Raw genomic sequence first — 22,231 nt, 5'->3', positions numbered from 1 at the left:
CGGCGCTCGCAGGCGTGCCCATCGTCGTCGGTACGGCGGCCTCACTCGCTGAGGATGACGACGTCGAGGGTGCGCGGACCGTGCACTCCCTCGACGCGGCTGAGCTCGATGTCGCTCGTTGCCGAAGGCCCGGAGATGAACGTCAGCGCAGCGTTCGCGTCGAGGCGGGCGATGCCCTCGGGGACGATGTCGACGATGTCTCTCACCCTCACGACGCACACATGATGGTCCGGTACGAGGGTGATCGCCCGCCGTCCGCACTCAGCCGACCCGTCGAGGACGATGGTGCCCGTCTGTGCGATCGCCACCGCCGAGGCGGTCACCACCGCACCCTGCGCGTCGAGTTCGTCGACGCTGAGCTCCTCACCGGGGGCATCGACGTTCACCTCACCGGAGAACCCGGCCGGCCAGGCCGACTCCAGACCGCGGGGCACGACGATCGAGGAATGATCACTGATGAGCTCGGCGATCGTGCCGGCAGGATCGCCGGAAGCGCGGTGGACGTTCGCCTTGTAGTCGACGAGGCGGTCGATGAGGAGTTCGACGAGGTCCTCACCCGTGTGCGTGCCCTCGTGGTGATAGCCGGCATCCGCGGCCGTCGCCTCGGGCCCTGCGACACCGGGCGCCGAGGTGGTGCTGCGCGGATTCGAGGACACGTACTCCCCGCCTCCGCGACGGCCGAGGGCCTCGTTGATGCGGGCGAGGATCTCCTCACGGGCGGTGTCGGTCATCGCTGTCCCTCCTCGTCGCCGGTCTGCGCTCCAGTCCCGCTGCGCTGCGCTTCCTCGTCGGCCCACTGCTGCCGGAAGCTCTTCTCCGGCAGGGCCGGGATGTCACGGCTCGAGGTCCAGGCTCCCGCGATGCCGGGCAGAGCATCGATCTGCTTCCCGCGTGTGGCCTTGTGCGCCAGCGGCAGTCCCTTCTCCACTGCCGTCATCCGCTTTCCGTCGCCCATCATCCACGAGGCGCCGGTGAGTGCGGCATCGAGCTGGGTGGACACGGGGGAATGGTTGGCCTCGACGTCCTCGGCCCGCAGGTGGACGAGGATCTCGGGGATGTTGATCTTCACGGGACACACGTCGTAGCAGGCCCCGCACAGCGAAGACGCATAGGGCAGAGTGCCGTTCGCCTCGTCCTCGACGCCGGTGAGCAGCGGGGACAGGATCGCTCCGATCGGCCCCGGGTAGGTCGAGCCGTAGGCGTGGCCGCCGGTGCGTTCGTAGACGGGGCAGACGTTCATGCACGCCGAGCAGCGGATGCAGTTGAGCGCCGTACGCCCGTGCTCATCGGCCAAGGCCCGGGTACGCCCGTTGTCGAGGAGGACGAGGTGGACGTTCTGCGGTCCGTCGCCCTCGGTGCGGCCGGTCCAGAAGGAGGTGTAGGGGTTCATCCGCTCACCGGTGGACGAGCGCGGCAGCAGCTGCAGGAACACCTCGAGATCGGCGAAGCGAGGCAGCAGCTTCTCGATGCCCATGACCGTGATGAGCGTCTCCGGCAGGGTCAGGCACATGCGTCCGTTGCCTTCGGACTCGACGACGCCGAGCGTCCCGGTCTCGGCGATGCCGAAGTTCGCCCCGGAGATCGCGACCTTCGTGGTGAGGAACTTGTGGCGCAGGTGCTTCCTGGCCGCCTCGGCGAGGACCGCCGGTTCGTTCGTCAGCTGTCCGGCGTCGGGCATCGTCTTCATGAAGATGTCCCGGATCTCGTCGCGGTTGCGGTGGATGGCGGGGACGAGGATGTGGCTGGGCTTGTCCTCGCCGAGTTGGACGATGAGTTCGGCCAGGTCGGTCTCGAAGGCGTCGATGCCCTGGGTCTCGAGGTGTTCGTTGAGTCCGATCTCCTGCGTGGCCATCGACTTGACCTTGATGACCTCGCGGCGGCCGGTCTCGAGCACAGGAGCATTGTCTTCGATGAGCTCGGTGACGATGGCGTTGGCCTCATCGGCGTCCCGGGCCCAGTGGATGATGCCGCCGGTAGCGGTGAACGCCTCCTCGAACTGTGCGAGGTACTCGGGCAGGTTGGCCATCACCTCGTTCTTCGTGGCCTCACCGGCATTGCGCAGCTTCTCCCAGTCGTCGAGCTCAGAGACCACCTCGGCGCGCTTCGACCGGATCGTCGAGGTCGCATGGCCGATGTTGTTGCGCAGCTGCTGGTTCGACAGGTGCTCGTGCGAGACCTCGGGGAAGGCCTCGGTCTCGACGATGTTGCCCTGCCCGCCGGGCAGATCGCTGTGTGCGTGCTTCGAACGCAGCAGCGGCATTCCCAAGAACGTCATCGCAGGCTCCCTCCGCTCACTTCGGCTCCTTCGCTCGGCACCCGCAGCGGATCCTCCTTCGTCGAGGCGAGGATCCGGGCCAAGTGGACTGCGGCCTGACCGACGCGGAACCCCTGCGCCCTGCTCGGCTCCGCCGGGGCAGTTCCCCTTTCACCGGGCGTGAGGTGGTCGTCATCGTCGGCGCCGACGACGGTCGTCAGCGTCTCGGTGGTGTGGCCCCGGGCATCGGTCGAACTCGTCTCCTTGACGTGCACGGCCGTGACATCCGGGGTGCCGCCGAAGCCGCCGGTGCGTTCGAAGCGGGAGATCCCACCGCCGATGTGGAGCAGGCAGGAGGCGTCTCCGCCGGTGCAGACATCAGCGTTCGTGGCCTGGACGGTGCGCACCTTGTCCGCGAGCATCGCCGAGGAGACCTCAGGATTCTTCACTGAGAAGGTGCCGCCGAAGCCGCAGCAGGAATCGGCCAGCGGCAGCTCCACGAAGTCGATGCCTTCGACGGACCGGACCAGTGAGGACTGCCGATCGCCGAGGCGCAGCAGCCGCATCCCGTGGCAGGACGGGTGATAGGTCACCCGGTGGGGGAAATAGGACCCGAGGTCGGCAGCGGCATCCGTGACGCCGGCGACGTCGGTGAGGAACTGGGTGAGCTCATAGGTGCGGTCGGCCACCTCGGCGGCCTCGGAGGCCAGGGCATCGTTGCCCTGCCGGCGGGCGACCATCGGCTGCTGGTGCCCGAGCGAAGCTACGCACGAGGCGGAGGGAGCCACGGCGACATCCCATTCGGTGCCGGTGAAGGCCCGGACATGGTTGGCGATGACCGGCTCGGCCTGCGCGAACTTGCCGGAGTTGATGTGCATCTGCCCGCAGCAGGACTGGCCCTCGGGGAAGATGACCTCGTGGCCGAGACGGCGAAGAATCCTCACGGTCGCCTGAGCAACCTCGGGATACATCGCATCGACGATGCAGGTGGCGAACAGTGCGATCCTCATCTGACCTCCAAGCTGGGCTCCGTGCGTTGCGAGGATCGCCTGCCGACCGGGCCGATGTCGAGGTCGGGAACGGTCCTTGTCACTCCGTGTGCCGACCGTAGCACCGGGGGCGGTCGGTGCAAACACTGTCACCTCGCGGGCCTCCCCGAGCGCCCACGTGGCGCGGAAGAGCTGCTGTCGTGAGCGCTGAGAAGGCGATTTAGGATGCATCCGCCTGCGCTAATTTCTCCACCGCCCGTGCCCCATTTACCTGCGACGATGCCGACAATAGGATGACGCTATGGACAACCAGCGAACACAGACCATCCGCACGCTCTCCGCCCGCCTCAACTCGTTCCACTCGGCGATGTACTTCTCACAGACGGTCGGTGCCGTCTACGCCGAGCACGGCCTCGAACCCGGGCTCGAAGGGAACATGGCCGCACGCTCCGCGCCGCTGGGGCGGGTGAATCCGGGAGTCGTCAGCGCCGCCTACTACAACTATTCGCCGAACTTCGTCGCCTCGCTCGTCCCCGCCGTATGGGACAAGGTCTCACCCGAGGAGATGGTGGCGACCCGCTTCGACGCCGTCGCCGCATTCATGAACGAACTCTTCGGCGACCGTGACGACATCGCCCTGCTCACCGAGGCGGCCACCGAAGTCAACGAAGCCGTCCAACCCGTGCTCGCGCACATGGACTTCGCCGGGCGCGCTCTGGCCGCGGCCACCGCCGACGCGATCGGCGGACACCAGGGCGACACCGTGTTCGAGAAGCTGTGGGACTCGGCGACCATTGCCCGTGAGTTCCGCGGCGACGGTCACGTCGCCTCCCTCGTCACCGCCGGCGTCCCCGGCATCGACGCCCTCATGCTCGACGTCGCCACGGGCGCCTCGTTCCGCCCGCGTGCGGCGCAGAAGACCCGCGGCTACACCGACGAGGAGTGGCAGACCGCGCAGGCACGGCTCGCCGAGGCGGGGCTGATCACCGTGGACACCGACGATCGCGGGTTCGACCTGCCCGTCATCACCGAGGCGGGTCAGGAGTTGCGGGAGCAGGTCGAACAGCTCACCGACGGCACCGTGACCGCAGCCTGGTCCGTCCTCGACGACGATGAGCTCGAGGCCCTGCTCTCGCCGAGCCGCACCCTGATCAAGGTCATCGCCCAGTCCGGGGCGTTCCCCGCCACCGTGTTCGCCCAGCCTGCGAAGAAGGCCGGCTGAAGTCTCAGGGCTGCCGCGCCCGCTCCACATGTGAGCGGGCGTGGGCGATCGCCGAAGGCAGGTCGTCGAAGAGATGCTTGTGATGGCGCAGCGCACCGAGCACGCCGACGTGGCGGAAGAGCTCGACATGACCGTCCTTGACGCCCTTGATGAGCACGGTGATCCCGCGCCGTTCGAACGCCCTGACCACATCCGAGAGGATGCGCGCACCCGTGGCGTCGACGAGTTCGAGCTGGGACATGCGCAGCACCACGACGGCCACATCATCGAGCCGCGTGACCTCGTCGAAGACCCGGTCCGAGGAGGCGAAGAACAGGGGACCGTCGAAGCGGACGATCGCGATCGACGCGTCATCGGGGTGCGGGTCCTCCTCATCGGCGACCCGTTCGATGCTCACCCCGGTTGCGCGGGAGAGGTTGCGCAGAGCGAAGATCGCGGCCACCACCATGCCGATGCCCACAGCGACGATGAGGTCGAAGGAGACCGTGATGAACGCGGTGACGACGAACCCGATGGCGTCCGAACGGGTCGAGCGCAGGATCGCGCGCATCGTGGCCAGGTGGATCATCCTCACTGCGGTGACGAAGAGGACTCCGCCGAGTGCGGCGAGTGGGATCCGGCTGACCGGTGCGGCCGCGATGAGCACGATGACGAGGAGGACGAAGGCGTGGACGATCGAGGCCAGCCGAGTCCGACCGCCGGAGCGGATGTTGACCGAGGTGCGTGCGATCGCACCGGTGGCGGGCATGCCGCCGAAGAGTGAGGATCCGATGGAGGCGATCCCCTGACCGACGAGCTCCCGGTCCGGGTGGTAGGCACCCGAATCCGACATCGACGAGGCGACCCTGGCCGAAAGCAGCGACTCGATCGCCGCCAGCGCCGCGATCGTCCCGGCCGCCGGCAGCAGCGACCCGATCGAGGCGAGATCGATGACCGGCACCGAGGGTGTCGGCAGCGACTGGGGGATCGCGCCGATCGTCGCGAGCGGGTTCGGCACGATCGCGGCGAGGATCGTGACGATGGCGATGCCGACGAGCGAACCGGGGATCGACGCGTGGATCTTCGGGGCCGCGACCATGCACACGACGACGATCGCCACGGCGCCCAGAGAGTAGGGCAGATACGACCAGTCCGCCTCGGCGATGAGCTGGGTCGCGGCGACGAAGGCGTTCGTGCTGTGCTCCCCGGGCCTCGAACTTGCGGCCGTGGTCACGAACGGGACCTGCTGGAGGAAGATGATCGCGGCGATGCCGAGCGTGAAGCCCTCGATGACCGGCCAGGGGATGAACGACACCGCCCTGCCCAGACGCAGGACGCCGGCGGCGAGGACGATGATGCCGGCGATGAGCGTCACGGCCACGACGGCACCGGCACCGTGGGCGGCGACGATCGGGACGAGCACCACGGCCATGGCGCCGGTGGGTCCGGAGACCTGGACGTGGGAGCCGCCGAAGACCGCAGCGAGGAAGCCCGCGACGATGGCCGTGATGAGCCCCTGTTCCGCGGTCAGTCCCGAACTCACCCCGAACCCCAAGGCGAGGGGGAGGGCGACGATGCCGACGGTGACCCCGGCGAGCAGATCCTTCGGCCAGGACCGGCGCGTCTGTCGGTAGTCGCCGATGGTCGGCAGCAGGGAGCGGGCGTGGTGCAGCGGTGATGTCGTGTTCATGCGGTGCCCGTGCCCGAGATCTCCGGCAGCGAACGGGCCTCGGCGAGTCGCTGCTCATCGTCTTCGAGCATCGTCAGCAGCAGCGCCCTGGCGACGGCGAGGAGTTCGGCGGTGCGCCGGTCGGCCAGGCGGTAGTAGACGTGACTGGCCCGGCGTTCGGATTCGACGAGGCGGTGGCGCCGGAGCACAGCGAGGTGCTGGGAGAGGTGGGAGGCCTCGAGTGCGGTCTCGGTCTGCAGATCGGCCACACTGACCTCATCGGTGCCCGAGAGGAGTTCGAGGATGCGGATGCGGAAGGGGTGGGCGAGGCCCTTGAAGAGGTTCGCCTTGACCTCGTAGAGAGGTCGCTGAAGCTGATTCAATGGCATGATGAAATCATCATATCGGAAGACTGCAAGCGGCACTACATGCATCTGAAGACAGCGAGAGCCCGGTTCCGCATCTGCGGAACCGGGCTCTCGCCGGGGAGTGGTTCGGGCTGCCTCAGCTCAGTCGGACTCGCCCGACTCGGTGCCGGTTGATTCGGTGCCGCCCGACTCGGCGCCGGTCGGGAAGCTCGCGGCCACCTCGGCGGCGATGGTCTTCGCCTCATCGGAACTCGGTCCTTCGGGAGAGAACACGGTCTTCCGGTAGTACTGGAGCTCGACGATCGAGTCGATGATGTCGCCGAGTGCTCGGTGTCCGCCGTGCTTGGCCGGGGCCTGGAAGTAGGCGCGGGGGAACCACTGCTTGCTCAGTTCCTTGATCGAGGAGACGTCGATGATCCGATAGTGCAGGTAGTCGACGAGCTCGGGCATCTGCTTGGTCAGGAAGACCTTGTCGGTGCCCACCGAATTGCCGCCCAGCGGTGCCTTGCCCGCTTCGGGGACGTGCTTCTTCACGTACTCGAGGACTTTCGCCTGCGCCTCGGCAACGGTGGTGCCGCCGTCGAGTTCGGTGATCAGTCCCGAGCTCGTGTGCATGTTCGTGACGAACTCGTTCATGTTCGCCCGCGCCTCATCGGAGGGCCTGATGACGATGTCGATGCCGTCGTCGAGGGGGTTGAGCTCGAAGTCGGTGACGATCGCCGCCACCTCGATGAGTTCGTCCCTGACCTCGTCGAGGCCGGTCATTTCGCAGTCGATCCAGACGATTCTGTTGTTGCTCACCCGCCCAGCTTAGGCCAGATGTCGTCCGCGCGGCACGTCGGGGCGGGGGTGAGAGTGGCCGGGAGGCGCTGTGACGGCGGGTCCCGCTGTGGGCGGGAGCCGTCTCAGGCGCGGATCTCACGGTGGTCGGGAGCCGCCTCGGCGATGGTCGCGGGTGTGAACGTCGACACACACTGAACGTGCGCACAAAGGTGTTGTCCGGCATGTGACTTAAACTTGGAGGGTCCCCGATACTGGGGTGCCATTTTGCTCGGCTGAGGGAAGGTTCGCTCGTGCGCTACACATTCGCTGTGATTCTCATGGTGGTGGGTGTCGTCGTCGGTGGCCTCGGCATCCTGCAGAAGACGCTGTGGGCGCCGGAGGATACGATCACTGCCACCGCGCAGATCGACGCCGACAAACCGGCGGTCGTCGTCGACCCCGGAATGCTCAACCTCTACGAAACCCCCGCCACGCTCACGGTCAAGGGCAGCGGCGATCTCACGATCGCGCAGGCTCCGATCGAGAACGTCGAGGCCTGGGCCGGCCAGTCCGGCTACGACCGCATCACCGGTCTCGCCGAGGGCGGAAAGCTCACTACCAAGGCCACGGACGGAGAGGGATCGGTGCCCGACCCCAAGGGTGCCGACCTGTGGCAGAGCGAGGTCAACGGCACGGACTCGGTCGAACTCGAATGGAACGACGACGCCAACCGCACCGGCTTCCTCATCGCCGGCGACGGTGACGCCGGCCAGGTCAAGACCGTGACGCTGACGTGGCCCAACCACGCCGACACCCCGTGGGCGCTGCCGCTGATGATCATCGGCGGAGTCATCTTCCTCGGCGGCCTCGTGCTGCTCTTCTTCGGGGCGAACAACGCGAAGAAGGAGGCGAACCGGCGCATGGCGCGGCAGGAGCGTCGCCGCAAGCTCGCCGAATACGGCACCGCCTTCGCCATCGTCCCCGTGTTGGCGCTCAGCGCCTGCGGGCCGGAAGAGCTGCCGAAGCCCGAACCCTCCGAAGCACCGAGCTCCGCACCGGCAGGAGTCACCGACGACCAGGCCAAGCGGATCCTCGACTCCGTGGCCGAGGACGTCACAGCCGCCGACAAGAAGACCGATGCGAAGGCGCTGGGCGAGCGTGCCGCCGGACCCGCACTGCAGCAGCGCGAAGACCTCTACAAGGTCAAGGACAAGGTCAAAGACCAGAAGATGCCGCCCGAGGTGGCCAGCGACGAGATCGTCGCGAACTACACCTCGGCGACCGACTCGTGGCCGCGCGTGACCAGCCTCATCACCTCAGCAGGCGGATCCTCGCAGCTGCTGGTGCTCACCCAGGAGGACCCGCGCAGCGACTACAAGCTGTGGTCGCAGACTCAGCTGACGAGTGGCACGAAGCTTCCCGAACTGCCCGACTCCCGCCAGGGAGCGCAGATGCTCGAACCCGGTGCCAAGGACTTCGTCGACACCCCGGAAGCGGTCGTGTCGAACTATGCGAAGGCCCTCGGCAACGGTGCGGACTCGAAGGAGGCGAAGAAGTTCGACGCCGATGACTTCTCGAAGTCCATCTGGAAGAACCAGAAGGAGCTCAAGGACAGTGCCGCGGCCGGCAAGGCCGAAGTGAAGTACGACTACAAGCCGGGCAAGGAACTCGTGGCTCAGGGAACCGCCGGGGATGCCGCCATCGTCACCGGACTCGTCCAGGCCGAATCGACCATCAGTCCCGAATCGACCGGAGGGCGCACCGGAACCCTGACCCTGTCCTCGCCGCAGAAGGACCTCATCGGATCGGATTCCACCAAGGAGCCGGTGACGACGAAGACGACCCAGGTGCTCACCTTCCTCGTCCCCAAGGACGGCAAGGTCAAACTCATCGGCGGCCTCGAGACCCTCGCCGGAGCAGAGGCGGGCTGACCGGTGCAGGGTGTCGGCATCGGCCGTCTGCGGCCGCGCAGCCTGCGGCTGGCCAAGCAGCCGCCGCGGAAATAGCCGCAGGCCCACCGATGTTGATACTTTCTGTCGGATAAGCTTCCGTCGGATAAGCAAGGACCAGGGGCGAAACAGGCTTCGCCGAACGCGTCATAAAGGAGACCCCGTGTCAATGGATCCCTCGCAGGAGAACACGCAGCCCAACCAGGGGCTCGACCTGTCCGCTGTGCGCAGCAAGAACCTGCCGCAGGAGCAGGCCGGCAGTCCCGGACAGGCTCCAGCGGAACCGGGAGCCGCAGGTCCCGGCGCAGCGGGTGCTGCCGGCGGCGGGGGAGCGCAGGACCCGAATGCGGTGGCTGTTCCGTCCCTGGTCTTCGACGTCGACGAAGCGAGCTTCAACGGCGTCGTCGCGATGTCCGACCGGGTGCCCGTCGTCATCGATCTGTGGGCCGAATGGTGCGAACCGTGCAAGCAGCTCTCACCCGTCCTCGAACGCGTCACCGAAGCCTACGGCGGCCGTCTCGTGCTGGCCAAGGTCGATGTCGATGCGAACCCGCGCCTGCAGCAGGCCTTCGGCGTGCAGTCGATTCCCACGGTCGTCGCCATCGTCAAGGGCCAGCCCGTCCCACTCTTCCAGAGCGCCGTGCCCGAGCAGCAGGTGCGCGCCTACTTCGACGAACTGCTCAAGCTCGCCGCAGAGAACGGCGTCACCGGCTATGCGCTGGCCGATGGTGCCGAACCCGAACCGGCCGGCCCTGCCCACCCCGAGGCCGAAGAGGCCCTGGCCAAGGGCGACTTCGACACCGCCGAACAGCTGTTCAAGGCCGCCCTGGCACAGGCTCCGGCCGACGAGGAGGCCAAATTCGGTCTCGCCCGGGCCGGACTCGGCCGTCGCCTCATCGACAAAGAACCCGGTGAACTCATCGCCGCCGCCGATGCGGATCCGAAGAACGTCGACCATGCGATGGCCGCCGCGGACGCCGAAGTCGTCGGCGGGAATGCGAGCAGCGCCTTCAACCGACTCATCTCCCTCATCCGCACCACGACCGGTGATGAGAAGGAGACCCTGCGCCTGCGGGTCCTCGAACTCTTCGAAGTCCTCGGCGCCGACGACCCAGCCGTGACCAAGGCACGGACCGCACTCATGAGGGCACTGTTCTGATCCAGCGAATCCGACTCATCACGGCCATCCTCTTCGGTGTAGCGGCACTCACGCTCGCCGGACTGGTCATCTCCGCACTCTCGGTCGTCGGCACCGACGAGATCACCGAGACACCCGCATTCACGGTCAAGGACGGCGCCTATGCCGTCGTCCTCGACGAGGGAATCGTGCCCTATTCGGGATCGAGCGTGACGGTGAAGGCGAAGAACTCCGAGGGCACCGAACTGTTCATCGGGACCGCGAACGGCGTCGACGCCGACAGCTACCTCGACGGGGTCGCCCAGGAGCAGATCAGCGACATCTCCTTCCCGAACGCGACCGAACACCGGTTCATTCCGGGACAGCCGAAGCCGGAAGCCGCCATCGCCGACCGTGACTGGTGGATCAGTCAGGACACGGGCGAATCGGTGGCCAAGACCTTCGACCTCGACGCCGAACCGCAGGTCCTCGTCATCGCGCCGACCAACGCCGACGACACCCTCGACGGGACGACGGTGGATGTGTCCATGCGCGTCAACGGCGTGCTCGGACTCAGCCTGCTCGGCATCGCCGGCGGCATCATCCTCGCCGGCTTCTCCGCATTCTTCTTCATGCGCTGGTGGCAGTCCCGCATCCTTCCGCCCAAGAAGGACCGCGCCACCGGCAGCGGGCCGGGCGGCAGCGGTCCTGATGGCAGCGGGCCGGGGGCACCCACCGACGACACGAGAGCCGGCCGGCGCAGCCGGGCCGGCGCAGACTCGGGTCCCGCCACGCAGCCGATCTCGACGGTCCAACCTGGGCCCGCCTCCGCACCTCAGCCGGGCTCGCCCGGCCAGCCTGCCCGACCGAACGCGGCGCCGCCTCGGCGACGGGATCTGCGGAACCGACGGTCGCTGCGCGCGGTCACGGCCGCGACCTTGGGCACGACCCTGGCGCTGAGCGGCTGTGCGAACATGCCCATCGCCAAGCCCAGCAACCCGGACACCACCCCGTACGAACGCACCGCACTGCGCCCGGGCGAGGCCGGCAAGTTCATGACGAACTACACCGAGTCGCTCGACAAGACGCTCGGCGACAAGGGCGACGACCTCGACAAGATCCAGGGCGCCCCGCTCATCGACCGCACCCGCGCCCAGATCCAGATCGCGGACAAGGCCAAGCAGAAGCTGCGGGCCCCGAACTTCAGCGAGGTCGTCGCCGGCAGCCCGAGCTTCACCGACTACCCGATGTGGTTCTACGCCTTCGGCACCGCGGACAAGAACTCCACCGAGGGCGACGAACAGCTCACCCAGGTGTCGCTCGTGACCCGCGAATCAGCCTCGGCCGACCCGCTCGTGCGCTCATCGTCCTACATCCCCTCCGACCAGATGCCGACGCTCATGGCCGATGACCGCGGAGCTGTTGAGACCGGGCCGGAGGACTTCGACGACGAACTGGCGACCTCGGAGAAGGACGTCTCGTCCTACCTCGTCGACGGCAAAGCCGAATCCGGGGCTCCCGGCGGAATCAAAGAGGGCGGATTCAAGGACTTCCGCGACTACCTCGGCGGTCTGCGGGACAAGGACTCCGGCTTCGACAAGGTCGACGTCGACTGCAGACCGTATGAGGATCTGGCGTTCGAGGACATGACGCTGGCCACCGAAGACGGCGCGATCGGGATGGGAGAGGTGCGATGCACCCTGACCATCAAGGTCCCCAACGACTACGCCCTCGACCTCGGCGACACCGTCGAGGCCGTGAAGACGAACGACAAGGACGGCGACACCGTCAAGGTCGACACCGCGCACCCATACGTGCTCCTGCAGAACGGTGACGACGTCTCCGCCGTGGCCACCGACTGGAACGTCCTGTCCTCACGCGTGGAGTGAGGCGCGGTGCCGGGCGCTGAGCCGATTCTCGCGGCTCAGCGTCCGGACGCTCAGCCGCGGTTCGCGCGGCGACCGACCCGGATCAGCCACCACAGGCCGATGAGCGGGAGGATGAGCGGGATGAACCCGTACCCGCTGCCGAAGTTCGACCACACCGACGGCTTCGCGAAGTCCTCCGGGTGGGTGTAACTGAGGATGCCGACGACGATGACGCCGATGAACTCGATCCCGCATGCGGCCAGCGCGATCCGGTGCGAGATCCGCCTGCCGACGACGAGGCAGACCGTCGCCACGATGTAGATGACGGCGGCGAACGCCGAGAGTGTGTACGCGATCGGCGCGACGTCGAATTCGCGGATGAGCTGGTAGCCCGCCCGTGCGGTGGCCGAGAGCGCGAAGACCCCATAGACCGCGGTCAGCGCCCGGCCGGGGCCGGTGTGCATGGCCGAGTAGGGGGAGCGGCTGTTCTTGGTCACTGCCAAATCTGGTCCAATCTCTCGATCATGACGACCACCGTCAGTCCTGCCGCGGCGAGGACTCCCGGTCCCCAGCGGCTGAGCTCTGCGAACGCCCAGAACCCGGCGAGGGCGATGACGAGGATCGCCGTGATCACGTAGCCGAAGTAGAGCAGCGGATCGACGCCGTGGGTCGATCCGAAGGTCGCGATCGAGAGGATCAGCTGCACGATGAGCAGAAGCAGCAGCAGAGCGGTCGCCCCGAGAAGGGCCTTGCCCGCCGGCCTGTTGCGGATGGTCTCGACGATCGACCACAGGGTCAGGATGCCGGTGACGGCGTAGAGGACGATGGTGTAAACGGTGAACACGGCCCCAGTGTAGTCGTGATGTGAGCGCACCTTGCGGGGTGTGGTCCGCTGCCGCGGGTGAGATGCCGCACGGATCCTGGCCGAAGCGCGCCGCAGCCACTAAAATCGCAGGGTGCCCATCTATCTTGATCACGCAGCCACCTCGCCGATGCCCGCCGAGGTCCTCGAGGTCTACACTGCCGAGCTCGCCGCCAGGGCGAACCCCTCGGCCCTGCATGCCGTCGGACAGGCTGCGCGGATGCGGATCGAGGAGGCCCGCGAAGCCGTCGCCCGCGGAGTCGGCGCGGCCACCTCGTCGGAGGTCATCTTCACCTCTGGCGGCACCGAGGCCGACAATTTCGCCGTCAAGGGCCTCTACCTCTCCCGCAACGGCGGTGCGTTCGAAAACCCGGCCCGCCCGCGCGTGCTGACGACGCCGATCGAACACCACGCGATCCTCGACTCCGTGGAATGGCTCGAAGGCTTCGGCGCCGAGATCGTCTTCCTCGACGTCGACGTCCAGGGCCGGGTCGACCTCGCGGCAGCCGAGGCCGAGCTGCGCAGGGATCCCGACCGCACGGCGCTCATCAGCGTCATGGCCGCGAACAATGAGATCGGCACCATCCAGCCCATCGCCGAACTCGGGGCGATCGCCGCCGAGCTCGGCATCCCCTTCCACATCGACGCCGTGCAGGCGCTCGGGCAGATCCCACTGAACTTCGCGGACCTGCACGCCACCGCCATGTCGATCACCGCGCACAAGATCGGCGGACCCGTCGGCATCGGCGCGCTCCTGCTCGACCGGGCCGCGGCCCCTGCCCCGATCCTCCACGGCGGGGGACAGGAGCGCGGTGTCCGCTCGGGCACCCTCGACGTCGCTGGTGCAGTCGCCTTCGCGAAGGCCGTCGAGCTGGCCACGGGCGATCTCGAGACGCGGGCCGACCGGTTCTCGGCTCTGCGCGACCGCCTCATCGCCGGCATCGAATCGACGATCGAGGGCGCCATCCTCTCCGGTCCTCGCGGTGACGGCCGCCTGCCGGCCAACGCTCACTTCACCTTCGCCGGCTGCGAAGGCGATTCCCTGCTGTTCGGCCTCGATGCCAGGGGCCTGGCCACCTCGACGGGTTCGGCCTGCTCCGCCGGTGTGTCCCGTCCCTCGCACGTGCTGCTGGCCTGCGGAATGGACGAGGACACGGCTCGCTCCGCACAGCGCTTCAGCCTCGGCCACGATTCGACCGAGGACGAGGTCGATGCCCTGCTGGAGGCCCTGCCCGAGGTCGTCGAACAGGCACGCCGGGCCGGGATGGTCTCGGCAACACCCCGATGGATGCAAGGAGCAACATGAGAGTACTCGTCGCCATGTCAGGCGGAGTCGACTCCTCCGTGGCTGCGGCTCGCGCCGTCGACGCCGGCCACGAAGTCGTCGGCGTCCACCTCGCCCTGTCCCGCATGCCCGGAACCCTGCGCACGGGTTCGCGCGGCTGCTGCACGATCGAGGACTCCCGCGACGCCCACCGGGTGGCCGGGATGCTCGACATCCCCTTCTACGTGTGGGACTTCTCCGAACGGTTCAAGGAAGACATCGTCGATGATTTCATCGCCGAATACGCGGCCGGACGGACCCCGAACCCCTGCATGCGCTGCAATGAGCGCATCAAGTTCGCTGCCCTCCTCGACCGTGCTCTAGCGCTCGGCTTCGACGCGATCGCGACCGGCCACTACGCCGAAGTGCTCCGCGACGACGACGGTCGGCCCGAGCTGCACCGCGGCGAGGACCTGGCCAAGGACCAGTCCTACGTCCTCGGCGTGCTCACCTCCGACCAGCTCGAGCACTGCTACTTCCCGATCGGGGCCACCGCCTCGAAGGCCGAAGTCCGCGCCGAGGCAGCCGAGCGCGGCTTCTCCGTGGCCAACAAGCCCGACTCCTACGACATCTGCTTCATCCCCGACGGGGATACCAAGGCGTGGCTGGCCGACAAGATCCCGATGCGTCCCGGCCTCATCAAGGACGCCGAAGGCGAAGTCCTCGGCGAACACGACGGAGCGATGACCTACACGATCGGTCAGCGCAAAGGCCTGGGCATCGAGAAGCCGGCTGCCGACGGCAAGCCGCGCTTCGTCACCGGACTCGATCCCGCGACGAACACTGTCACTGTGGGATCGCGGGCCGATCTCGCGGTCTCCCACCTCACCGGAATCCGCACCTCGTGGGCCGGGGCAGCACCGTCCGACATGGGATCGGACCCCGAATCGGCCATCGACTGCGAGGTCCAGATCCGTGCTCACGCCGACCCAGTGCCGGCACGCGCCTGGCTCGGTGACTTCGTCGCCGAGGCCCCCGAGCACGAGGTCAGCCCCGTCATCGACGAGGTGGAGGTGCCCGCCGCACGCCCGGCCGGGCAGCTCATGCACGTCGACGTCTCCGAGGAGCTCTCCGGGGTGGCACCGGGCCAGACCATGGTCATCTACCGCGGCACCCGCGTGCTCGGACAGGCGACCATCGACTCGACCGCGAAGGATCACGTCGGTCCCGCACGGGAGGCCGTCCGCCTCGGCGCGTGAGTCCACCCGCCCGCCGACACCACCCCGGCTCGCCGACAGCACCCCTTGCCTGGGGTCGTTTCGGCGGAACGGGGTGCTCTCGCAGGGCGCAGCCTCCTGAAAGTCCGCGTCGGACGATACTGTGGGGGAATGAAGGAATCTCCCCAAGATGTCGTCGCGGCTCCTTATGGAACCTGGTCGTCACCTCTCAATGCCGCTGAGGTGGCTGCCGGTGCCGCACCCATCTTCGACGCGGCCTTCCGGGGGGATGACATCTTCTACTCGACGAAGATCCCGACCGAGAAGGCCCGTACGGGACTGGTCCGCACCTCGCTGTCCCGTCCCGGTGCCCGTGAGCAGATCCTGCCGTCGGGGTTCAACATCCGCTCTGCCGTCCACGAGTACGGGGGAGCGGCCTGGGCTCTCGACCCCGACAGCGAGGTCGTCTACTTCGTCAACGCCTCCGACCAACGGGTATGGCAGATCATCCCCGGACGGTCCCCGCACGCCCTGACTCCGGACACCTCGGGGCGGATCCGCTACGGCGATCTGACCATGACGAAGTGGGGGCTGCTGTGCGTGCGGGAGGACTGCCGCTCCACCCGCCGCGAACGTGCCGTCGTCCTCCTGACCAAGCACGGAACGACGAATGTGCTCTCCACTCACTCTCATTTCATGGCCTGGCCGAGGCTCTCGCCCGACGGAAGCACCCTGGCGTTCATCGGTTGGGAGCACCCGAATATGCCGTGGGACGGGACGAATCTGTGGCTCATCGACGTGCGCACCCCGGCCACCCCCGCCGTCGGCGTACTCATCGGCGACGCCATCGACCGTCCGCTGCAGGCGGCGCCGGAGCTGCCCACGCCCGAGGACGGCGGAGTCTCTCTGCTCCAGCCGGAGTTCACCTCGAACACCTCGCTGCACGTCATCTCCGACCACCGAGGTCACTGGGCCCTCTACGGACTCGACTTCGACCCCGTGACGGACTCTCCCACCGTCTCGGACCGGCGCCGAGTGCAGCCGCCCCCGGCTGCGCAGATGTTCTCGGTCGAGCAGCTGCGTCCCGTCGTCGACACCGGTGCCGAGATCGGCGGAGCCCTGTGGCAGCTCGGTTCTCGGTGGCATCTGAGCGGCGACGGAGAGGTGTGGGCACACACGCAGTCGGCGACGGCGACCCTCGTGCGTCGACGCGTCGACGATGGGACGAGCCGCCTCGACGCGGGTACCCTCGAGGCCATCACTCTCGAGGGTGAGACCTTCGGCACGATGGAGCTGCTCGACCTCGGCCGCACCCACCTGCTGCTGACGGCGAAGTCGGCGAAGCGCCCCGGCACGCTCTACGCGGTCGACAGGGCGACCGGCGCCTTCACCGAGATCGCCCGGGAGAGACTCGACACCCACCAGAGCTACTACTCGCGGCCCTACGTGCGAGAGCTCGGGGGAGTCCCCGTCGTCGTCCACCCGCCGCACAATCCCCGCTTCAGCGCTCCCGATGACGAACTGCCTCCCTACGTGGTCTCGATCCACGGCGGACCCACCGGCCAGTCGACACCGGACATGTCCGCCCGCACGAGCTTCTTCACCTCCCAGGGCATCGGCGTCCTCGAGGTCAACTACGGCGGATCGACCGGATTCGGACGCGCCTGGCGCGATCGCCTGCGCGGACAGTGGGGCATCGTCGACGTCGCGGACGCCGTCGCCGCCGTGAACGGCCTCGTGGCCGAAGGACTCGCCGACCCGCGGCGCATCGCGATCTCCGGGGCATCCTCGGGCGGATGGACAGTGCTCTCCGCCCTGGCCGAAACCGATGTCTTCGCCTGTGGGGCCTGCTATTTCGGAGTCACCGACCTCTTCCGCTTCGTCGTCGACACACACGACTTCGAATCCCACTACATCGACAACCTCGTCGGTCCGCTGCCCGAGGCTCGCGACGCATACATCCACCGCTCACCCATCCGTCGAGTCCCCGACATCACCGTGCCCGTCGCCGTCATGCAGGGCGACCGCGACCCGATCGTCCCACCCTCACAGGCGCAGGAGTTCGTCGATACACTCGAACTGGTCGGAGTGGAGTACATTTACCGTCTGTACAAGGGCGAATCGCACGGGTTCGTCCGCGCCGAGACCATCATCGATTCCCTGGAAAGCGAGTTCGGATTCTATGTCGACGTCTTCGGAATCCCGCGCGCCGGCTGAGGCGGCCGAGCCGACCACGGTGCTCCCGGCCGCTGTGCTCCCGGCCGCTACAACGACCGGAATCTGGTTCCCCAGGGCACGCGACTCACGTCGCGGCTACATCGCCACCAGCCCGGTCCGGGAAGCCGCCGCGACCGCCTTCGATGTCCTCGCCGACGACCTCCCACCAGTACCGCTGACCGCTCACCTGAGCGAGGACCGGTGGGGCGCCGACGCGATCGGTCGCGCCGTCGGCCTGCTCACCGACCTCCACGTCGACCGCACCTCCTACGGATGGCGACTGACCGCCTCGGCGGGCAAGGACGAACGACGGGAGGATTCGGCACTCGTCGAAGCCTTCGACGCGATCGCCGAATACGGCCAGTCCCGGCCCGGCCAGGTTCAGGTCTCGCTGCCGGGACCATGGATGCTCGTGACCGCGCTGAGCCTCGGCTCGGGCGCCCGCGTGCTGGCCGATCACGGGGCCAGACGTGACGTCGTCCAGGCCTACGCCTTCGGCATCGCCGCCTTCGCCGAGCGGATCTCCTCACTGGGAATGCAGCCGACGATCCGCCTCGTCGAGACCCGCCTGACCCCCATCCTCACCGGCACCTGGCCCACCGTGTCCGGGTGGGGCAGCCTGCCCGCGATCAGCGAGCCCCAGGTGTGGGCGGCGCTCGAATCCACGCTGCGCCACCTGCCGCCGACCGTGCTCAGCCTCCCCGACCTCTCACCCCTGCACCTGCGCGGGGCGCAGATCACCGCCGCCGAGGTGGTCCGACGCACCGGAGCGAGCTCCGTGTCCGTGCCGTTGGCTACGCTGAAGGCACACGGATGGGAACAGCTGGCGATCCTCGCCGAGGCGGGGCTCGGCCTCTGGCTGTGCCTGCCCTCCGATGCTGGTGCGCACCCGGAGGCGGTCAACCACTGGGTCGACCGCATCCGCACCCCCTGGTCGCGCATCGGCATGGGGGTCGCGAGTCTGCGCGAATTCGGCATCATCGCCGGGCCCGAACTGCCTATGACCTACCCGCCGCTGCTGGAGCCCACGCACGCGACGAGCCCGGAGACCAATCGGGGGACCATGACCATCGCCGCCGGTCTGCGGCGCGCTCTTGAGGAGATCGAATGACCACGACACCGGAGAACGCCGATGATGCGAAGTCAGCGGAATCGACGACCGACGATCTGCAGAACGCCGACCTCTCGAACGCGGCCGAGCGCGCCAAGGCACACGCTCAGCTGACGGAGAGGATCGAGGAGCTTCGGGCCGCGTACTATCAGGACTCGCTGCTCGTCTCCGACGCCGAATACGACGACTTGGTCCACCGCCTCGAAGACCTCGAAGCGGAGTTCCCCGAACTCGTCACGGACTCCTCGCCGACGCAGACCGTCGGCGGGGTCGTCGACACCTCGACGTTCGACCCCGTCGAACACATCGGTCCGATGTACAGCCTCGACAACGTCTTCGACTTCGAGGAGCTGAAGACCTGGTACGAGCGGACGCGCTCGGCGGTCTCGGCGCGGTCGAAGTTCCTCTGCGAGCTCAAGATCGACGGTTTGGCTGTCAACCTGCTCTATCGGAATGGTGAGCTCGTCCGGGCGGCGACCCGAGGCGACGGTCGCATCGGCGAGGACATCACCGCGAACGTCCGTACGATCTCCGACATCCCGCACCACCTCGACACCGAGCACCCTCCGGCCGAGGTCGAGATCCGCGGTGAGGTGTTCTTCCCCGTCGAGGACTTCGCCGAACTCAACGCCTCCCTCGTTGCCGAGGGCAAGTCTCCCTTCGCGAACCCGCGGAACTCCGCGGCTGGTTCTCTGCGACAGAAAGATCCCGCCGTCACGGCACGCAGGCCCCTGCACATGCTCGTCCACGGCATCGCCGTGTGGACGCCGGCCGATGATTCGCATCCGGAGCCGGCACACCAGTCCGAGGTCTACGAACAGTTCCGGTCCTGGGGGCTGCCGATCAGCGACTACTTCACAGTGCTCGAAACCGTCGAGGAGATCGAGGACTTCATCACCTACTACGGCGAGCACCGCCACGACGTCACCCATGAGATCGACGGCATCGTCATCAAGATCGACGACATCGCCGTTCAGGAGACGCTCGGCTACACCTCGCGCGCGCCGAGGTGGGCGACGGCGTTCAAATACCCTCCCGAAGAGGTCACCACGAAGCTCCTCGACATCCAGGTCCAGGTGGGCCGTACCGGACGGGTCACCCCGTTCGCGGTGATGGAACCGGTCACCGTGGCCGGATCGACCGTGGAGCGGGCGACCCTGCACAACGGGTACGAGGTCAAGCGCAAGGGCGTGCTCATCGGCGACACCGTCACCCTGCGCAAGGCCGGAGACGTCATCCCCGAGGTGCTCGGCCCGGTCGTGGCGCTGCGTGACGGGTCCGAACGCGAATTCGTCATGCCCACGCACTGCCCGTCGTGCGGGACCGAACTCGGCGAGCAGAAGGAGGGGGACAAGGATCTGCGCTGCCCGAACTCCCGTTCCTGCCCGGCACAGCTGGCCAACCGCATCTTCTACCTCGCCTCCCGGGCGGCCTTCGACATCGAGGCTCTCGGTGAGGAGGCGGCGCTCGCGCTCACGGCTCCGGCCGAGCCCGAGACGCCGCCGCTGACCTCGGAGGCCTTCCTCTTCGATCTCACCCCGGAGGATCTCGCGGATGTGAAGATCTGGCGGGACAAGAAGGTCAAGGGCGTGGAGACAGGGGAACGGGAGCTCGTGCCCTACTTCTACACGCGGGGGACAGCGAAGAAGCCGAGCGCACCGAGCGCGAACACGACGAAGCTCTTCGACGAACTCGACAAGGCCAAGGATCAGGACCTGTGGCGGGTGCTCGTGGCCCTGTCTATCCGGCACGTCGGCCCCACTGCCGCCCGGACTCTGGCCGCGAAGTTCCGCACCCTCGCCGCGATCCGGGAGGCCGGTCTCGAGGACCTCGCGGCCGTCGACGGCATCGGTTCGACGATCGCGGGCAGCATCCGCGATTGGTTCGAGATCGATTGGCACAACGAGATCGTCGACACCTGGGCGGCTGCCGGAGTGCGGATGGAGGACGAGGAGGTCGAGGCCGGCGCGCAGACCCTCGAGGGTCTGACGATCGTGGCCACCGGGTCGCTGAGCACCTATACCCGTGACGGCATCAAGGAGGCGATCCTCGGGGCCGGCGGCAAGGCTGCGAGCTCGGTGTCGAAGAAGACCGACTACGTCGTCGCCGGGGAGAACGCCGGATCGAAGCTGGACAAGGCCGAATCCTTGGGCGTGCCGGTCCTCGACGAGGAGCAGTTCACGACGTTGTTGGAGACCGGCAGCCTCGACTGAACATCATTTGGTCATCCGGAATCGCTCGGACACGGCGGGACCGGGGCACCGGAATAGAACCCGCTGCCGGAAGGTTGACGAAGTGACTGTCGACCGATTCGTCATCGAATTCGAAGTCCGGGTCCAGGCTCGGTCAAGCTCAGAGACAGCTTCGGATGGAAGAGTATGTGACATGAGATGGATTCCCCGCCTGTTGGCCGGTACCTGCGTGGTCGTCGCAGCGGCGCTCACCGCCGCTCCTGTGACGGCCGGACTGGCCGACCTGGTGCTGGGGCCGGGACCGCAGACCGCCAAACGCGGAGCTCAGCCGGCCCTGACCTCCCAGCGCACCCCGTCCACCCCGACTATCTCCCGCAGCGCGGAATCCTCTTACCGCACTGCGACCTCGGGCGCACGTTCGGAAGCCGACGACGCCGACGTCATCGAGGGCACGATCGTCGACGAGGCATCCACCGAGTCCGCCGCCGGTGCAGCCACACGAACCGAGTCCACCCGAACCGCGGCTGCCGGCACCGCGCTCGCGAGCACCGAACTCGTCGCAGCCACCCCTGATGCCGCACGAGCCCGCGTGACCGATCTCGCCGCCGACCTGCAGGCCGGAGTCGACGCCGGGGAGTTCACCCAGGCCGATGCCGACCGGGTGCTCGACGACATCGCCGGATACATCCACGGCGACCGCACCTGGCCCGAACGCCTCTCCGCCTAATTACTACCCGACGGCGGCCCAGCAACCTCGCGCCAGGTTGCTGGGCCGCCGTCAGGTAGTAATAGAGGGGTCGGGGCGGTCACGGCACACCCGGCCCGGCCGGATGGGCGAAGCGATTAGACTGGGGTGCGAGTGAAACGACGATGAAAGGCAGGGAATGACGGAGTCTTCCGCAATCACCCCCGAACAGGTGAAGCATCTGGCTTCACTGTCTCGGATCGCCATGAGCGAGGACGAGCTGAAATCGCTCGCCGGTGATCTGAGCACAATTCTGGGAAACGTCGCCAGGGTCAACGAAGTGGCCGGCGACGACGTGCCCGCAACCAGCCACCCCATCCCGCTGACGAACGTCATGCGCCCCGACGTCGTGGGTCCGACGCTGACCAGCGATCAGGCACTGGCCTCCGCCCCGGCTGCCGAGGACGACAAGTTCCTCGTCCCGCAGATCCTCGGGGAGGAGTGAG

General features: G+C 67.6%; 19 protein-coding genes. 11 read left to right on the top strand and 8 right to left on the bottom strand.

What is annotated here, in order from left to right; translation table 11 throughout:
• Positions 1-41: 41 nt before the first annotated feature.
• Genes GUY23_RS12960 through GUY23_RS12950 form a run of 3 tightly spaced genes read right to left on the bottom strand, consistent with a single transcriptional unit; the run spans position 42 to position 3,264 of the window.
• Entirely contained in the window at positions 42-731 is a 690-nt protein-coding gene (locus GUY23_RS12960) for a LutC/YkgG family protein (protein WP_166972927.1), read from the bottom strand.
• Positions 728-2,275, bottom strand: a complete 1,548-nt coding sequence (locus GUY23_RS12955; RefSeq protein ID WP_228282309.1) for a lactate utilization protein B — start codon at positions 2,273-2,275, stop codon at positions 728-730. The genes GUY23_RS12960 and GUY23_RS12955 overlap by 4 nt, the downstream gene beginning before the upstream one ends.
• Entirely contained in the window at positions 2,272-3,264 is a 993-nt protein-coding gene (locus GUY23_RS12950; protein ID WP_166972925.1) for a (Fe-S)-binding protein, read from the bottom strand. Before GUY23_RS12950 ends, GUY23_RS12955 begins: the two co-directional genes overlap by 4 nt.
• A 280-nt stretch (positions 3,265-3,544) precedes the next feature.
• Between GUY23_RS12950 and GUY23_RS12945 the strand changes: the two genes are divergently transcribed.
• The gene (locus GUY23_RS12945) at positions 3,545-4,465 is read left to right on the top strand and encodes an SCO6745 family protein (protein WP_166972923.1); all 921 of its coding nucleotides are present in this window, start codon (positions 3,545-3,547) and stop codon (positions 4,463-4,465) included.
• A 4-nt stretch (positions 4,466-4,469) separates the two neighbouring features.
• On the opposite strand, the gene GUY23_RS12940 is transcribed toward GUY23_RS12945, so the two are convergent.
• The 3 genes from GUY23_RS12940 to orn form a co-directional block, all read right to left on the bottom strand.
• Positions 4,470-6,134, bottom strand: coding sequence for a SulP family inorganic anion transporter (locus tag GUY23_RS12940; RefSeq protein WP_166972921.1), 1,665 nt, complete (start codon positions 6,132-6,134; stop codon positions 4,470-4,472).
• Positions 6,131-6,502: an ArsR/SmtB family transcription factor gene (locus GUY23_RS12935; RefSeq protein WP_166972919.1), complete on the bottom strand. Its 372-nt coding sequence runs from the start codon at positions 6,500-6,502 to the stop codon at positions 6,131-6,133. The genes GUY23_RS12940 and GUY23_RS12935 overlap by 4 nt, the downstream gene beginning before the upstream one ends.
• Positions 6,503-6,622: 120 nt before the next feature.
• The gene (gene orn / locus GUY23_RS12930) at positions 6,623-7,282 is read right to left on the bottom strand and encodes an oligoribonuclease (RefSeq protein WP_228282307.1); all 660 of its coding nucleotides are present in this window, start codon (positions 7,280-7,282) and stop codon (positions 6,623-6,625) included.
• 272 nt (positions 7,283-7,554) lie between these two features.
• Between orn and GUY23_RS12925 the strand changes: the two genes are divergently transcribed.
• From GUY23_RS12925 to GUY23_RS12915, 3 genes are all read left to right on the top strand, one after another.
• Positions 7,555-9,174 carry a hypothetical protein gene (locus tag GUY23_RS12925; RefSeq protein ID WP_228282305.1) on the top strand — a complete coding sequence of 540 codons (1,620 nt, stop codon included), beginning with the start codon at positions 7,555-7,557 and terminating at the stop codon, positions 9,172-9,174.
• A 187-nt stretch (positions 9,175-9,361) separates the two neighbouring features.
• The gene (locus tag GUY23_RS12920; protein ID WP_166976080.1) at positions 9,362-10,351 is read left to right on the top strand and encodes a tetratricopeptide repeat protein; all 990 of its coding nucleotides are present in this window, start codon (positions 9,362-9,364) and stop codon (positions 10,349-10,351) included.
• Positions 10,352-10,539: 188 nt separating this feature from the next.
• Positions 10,540-12,198, top strand: a complete 1,659-nt coding sequence (locus GUY23_RS12915; RefSeq protein WP_228282304.1) for a hypothetical protein — start codon at positions 10,540-10,542, stop codon at positions 12,196-12,198.
• Between the two features lie 50 nt (positions 12,199-12,248).
• On the opposite strand, the gene GUY23_RS12910 is transcribed toward GUY23_RS12915, so the two are convergent.
• Entirely contained in the window at positions 12,249-12,641 is a 393-nt protein-coding gene (locus GUY23_RS12910) for a hypothetical protein (RefSeq protein WP_228282840.1), read from the bottom strand.
• 29 nt (positions 12,642-12,670) lie between these two features.
• On the bottom strand, positions 12,671-13,021 hold the full coding sequence (locus tag GUY23_RS12905) for a hypothetical protein (protein WP_166972915.1): 351 nt from the start codon (positions 13,019-13,021) through the stop codon (positions 12,671-12,673).
• A gap of 112 nt (positions 13,022-13,133) precedes the next feature.
• Here GUY23_RS12905 and GUY23_RS12900 point away from each other — a divergent pair, with 112 nt between their 5' ends.
• The 7 genes from GUY23_RS12900 (at position 13,134) to gatC (ending at position 22,230) form a co-directional block, all read left to right on the top strand.
• Positions 13,134-14,345: a cysteine desulfurase family protein gene (locus GUY23_RS12900; RefSeq protein ID WP_166972913.1), complete on the top strand. Its 1,212-nt coding sequence runs from the start codon at positions 13,134-13,136 to the stop codon at positions 14,343-14,345.
• The gene (mnmA, locus tag GUY23_RS12895) at positions 14,342-15,562 is read left to right on the top strand and encodes a tRNA 2-thiouridine(34) synthase MnmA (RefSeq protein WP_166972911.1); all 1,221 of its coding nucleotides are present in this window, start codon (positions 14,342-14,344) and stop codon (positions 15,560-15,562) included. The genes GUY23_RS12900 and mnmA overlap by 4 nt, the downstream gene beginning before the upstream one ends.
• 129 nt (positions 15,563-15,691) lie before the next feature.
• The gene (locus tag GUY23_RS12890) at positions 15,692-17,737 is read left to right on the top strand and encodes an alpha/beta hydrolase family protein (RefSeq protein ID WP_166972909.1); all 2,046 of its coding nucleotides are present in this window, start codon (positions 15,692-15,694) and stop codon (positions 17,735-17,737) included.
• On the top strand, positions 17,703-18,848 hold the full coding sequence (locus GUY23_RS12885) for a uroporphyrinogen decarboxylase/cobalamine-independent methonine synthase family protein (RefSeq protein WP_166972907.1): 1,146 nt from the start codon (positions 17,703-17,705) through the stop codon (positions 18,846-18,848). Before GUY23_RS12890 ends, GUY23_RS12885 begins: the two co-directional genes overlap by 35 nt.
• Entirely contained in the window at positions 18,845-21,061 is a 2,217-nt protein-coding gene (gene ligA / locus GUY23_RS12880) for an NAD-dependent DNA ligase LigA (protein WP_166972905.1), read from the top strand. Before GUY23_RS12885 ends, ligA begins: the two co-directional genes overlap by 4 nt.
• Positions 21,062-21,233: 172 nt before the next feature.
• Positions 21,234-21,767, top strand: a complete 534-nt coding sequence (locus GUY23_RS12875) for a hypothetical protein (protein WP_166972903.1) — start codon at positions 21,234-21,236, stop codon at positions 21,765-21,767.
• Between the two features lie 157 nt (positions 21,768-21,924).
• Positions 21,925-22,230 carry an Asp-tRNA(Asn)/Glu-tRNA(Gln) amidotransferase subunit GatC gene (gene gatC / locus GUY23_RS12870; protein ID WP_166972901.1) on the top strand — a complete coding sequence of 102 codons (306 nt, stop codon included), beginning with the start codon at positions 21,925-21,927 and terminating at the stop codon, positions 22,228-22,230.
• The last annotated feature ends 1 nt before the right edge of the window (position 22,231 follow it).

It is taken from the genome of Brevibacterium atlanticum (genome assembly GCF_011617245.1).
GTDB lineage: Bacteria > Actinomycetota > Actinomycetes > Actinomycetales > Brevibacteriaceae > Brevibacterium > Brevibacterium atlanticum.
This window is presented reverse-complemented; position numbering and strand designations above follow the sequence as displayed.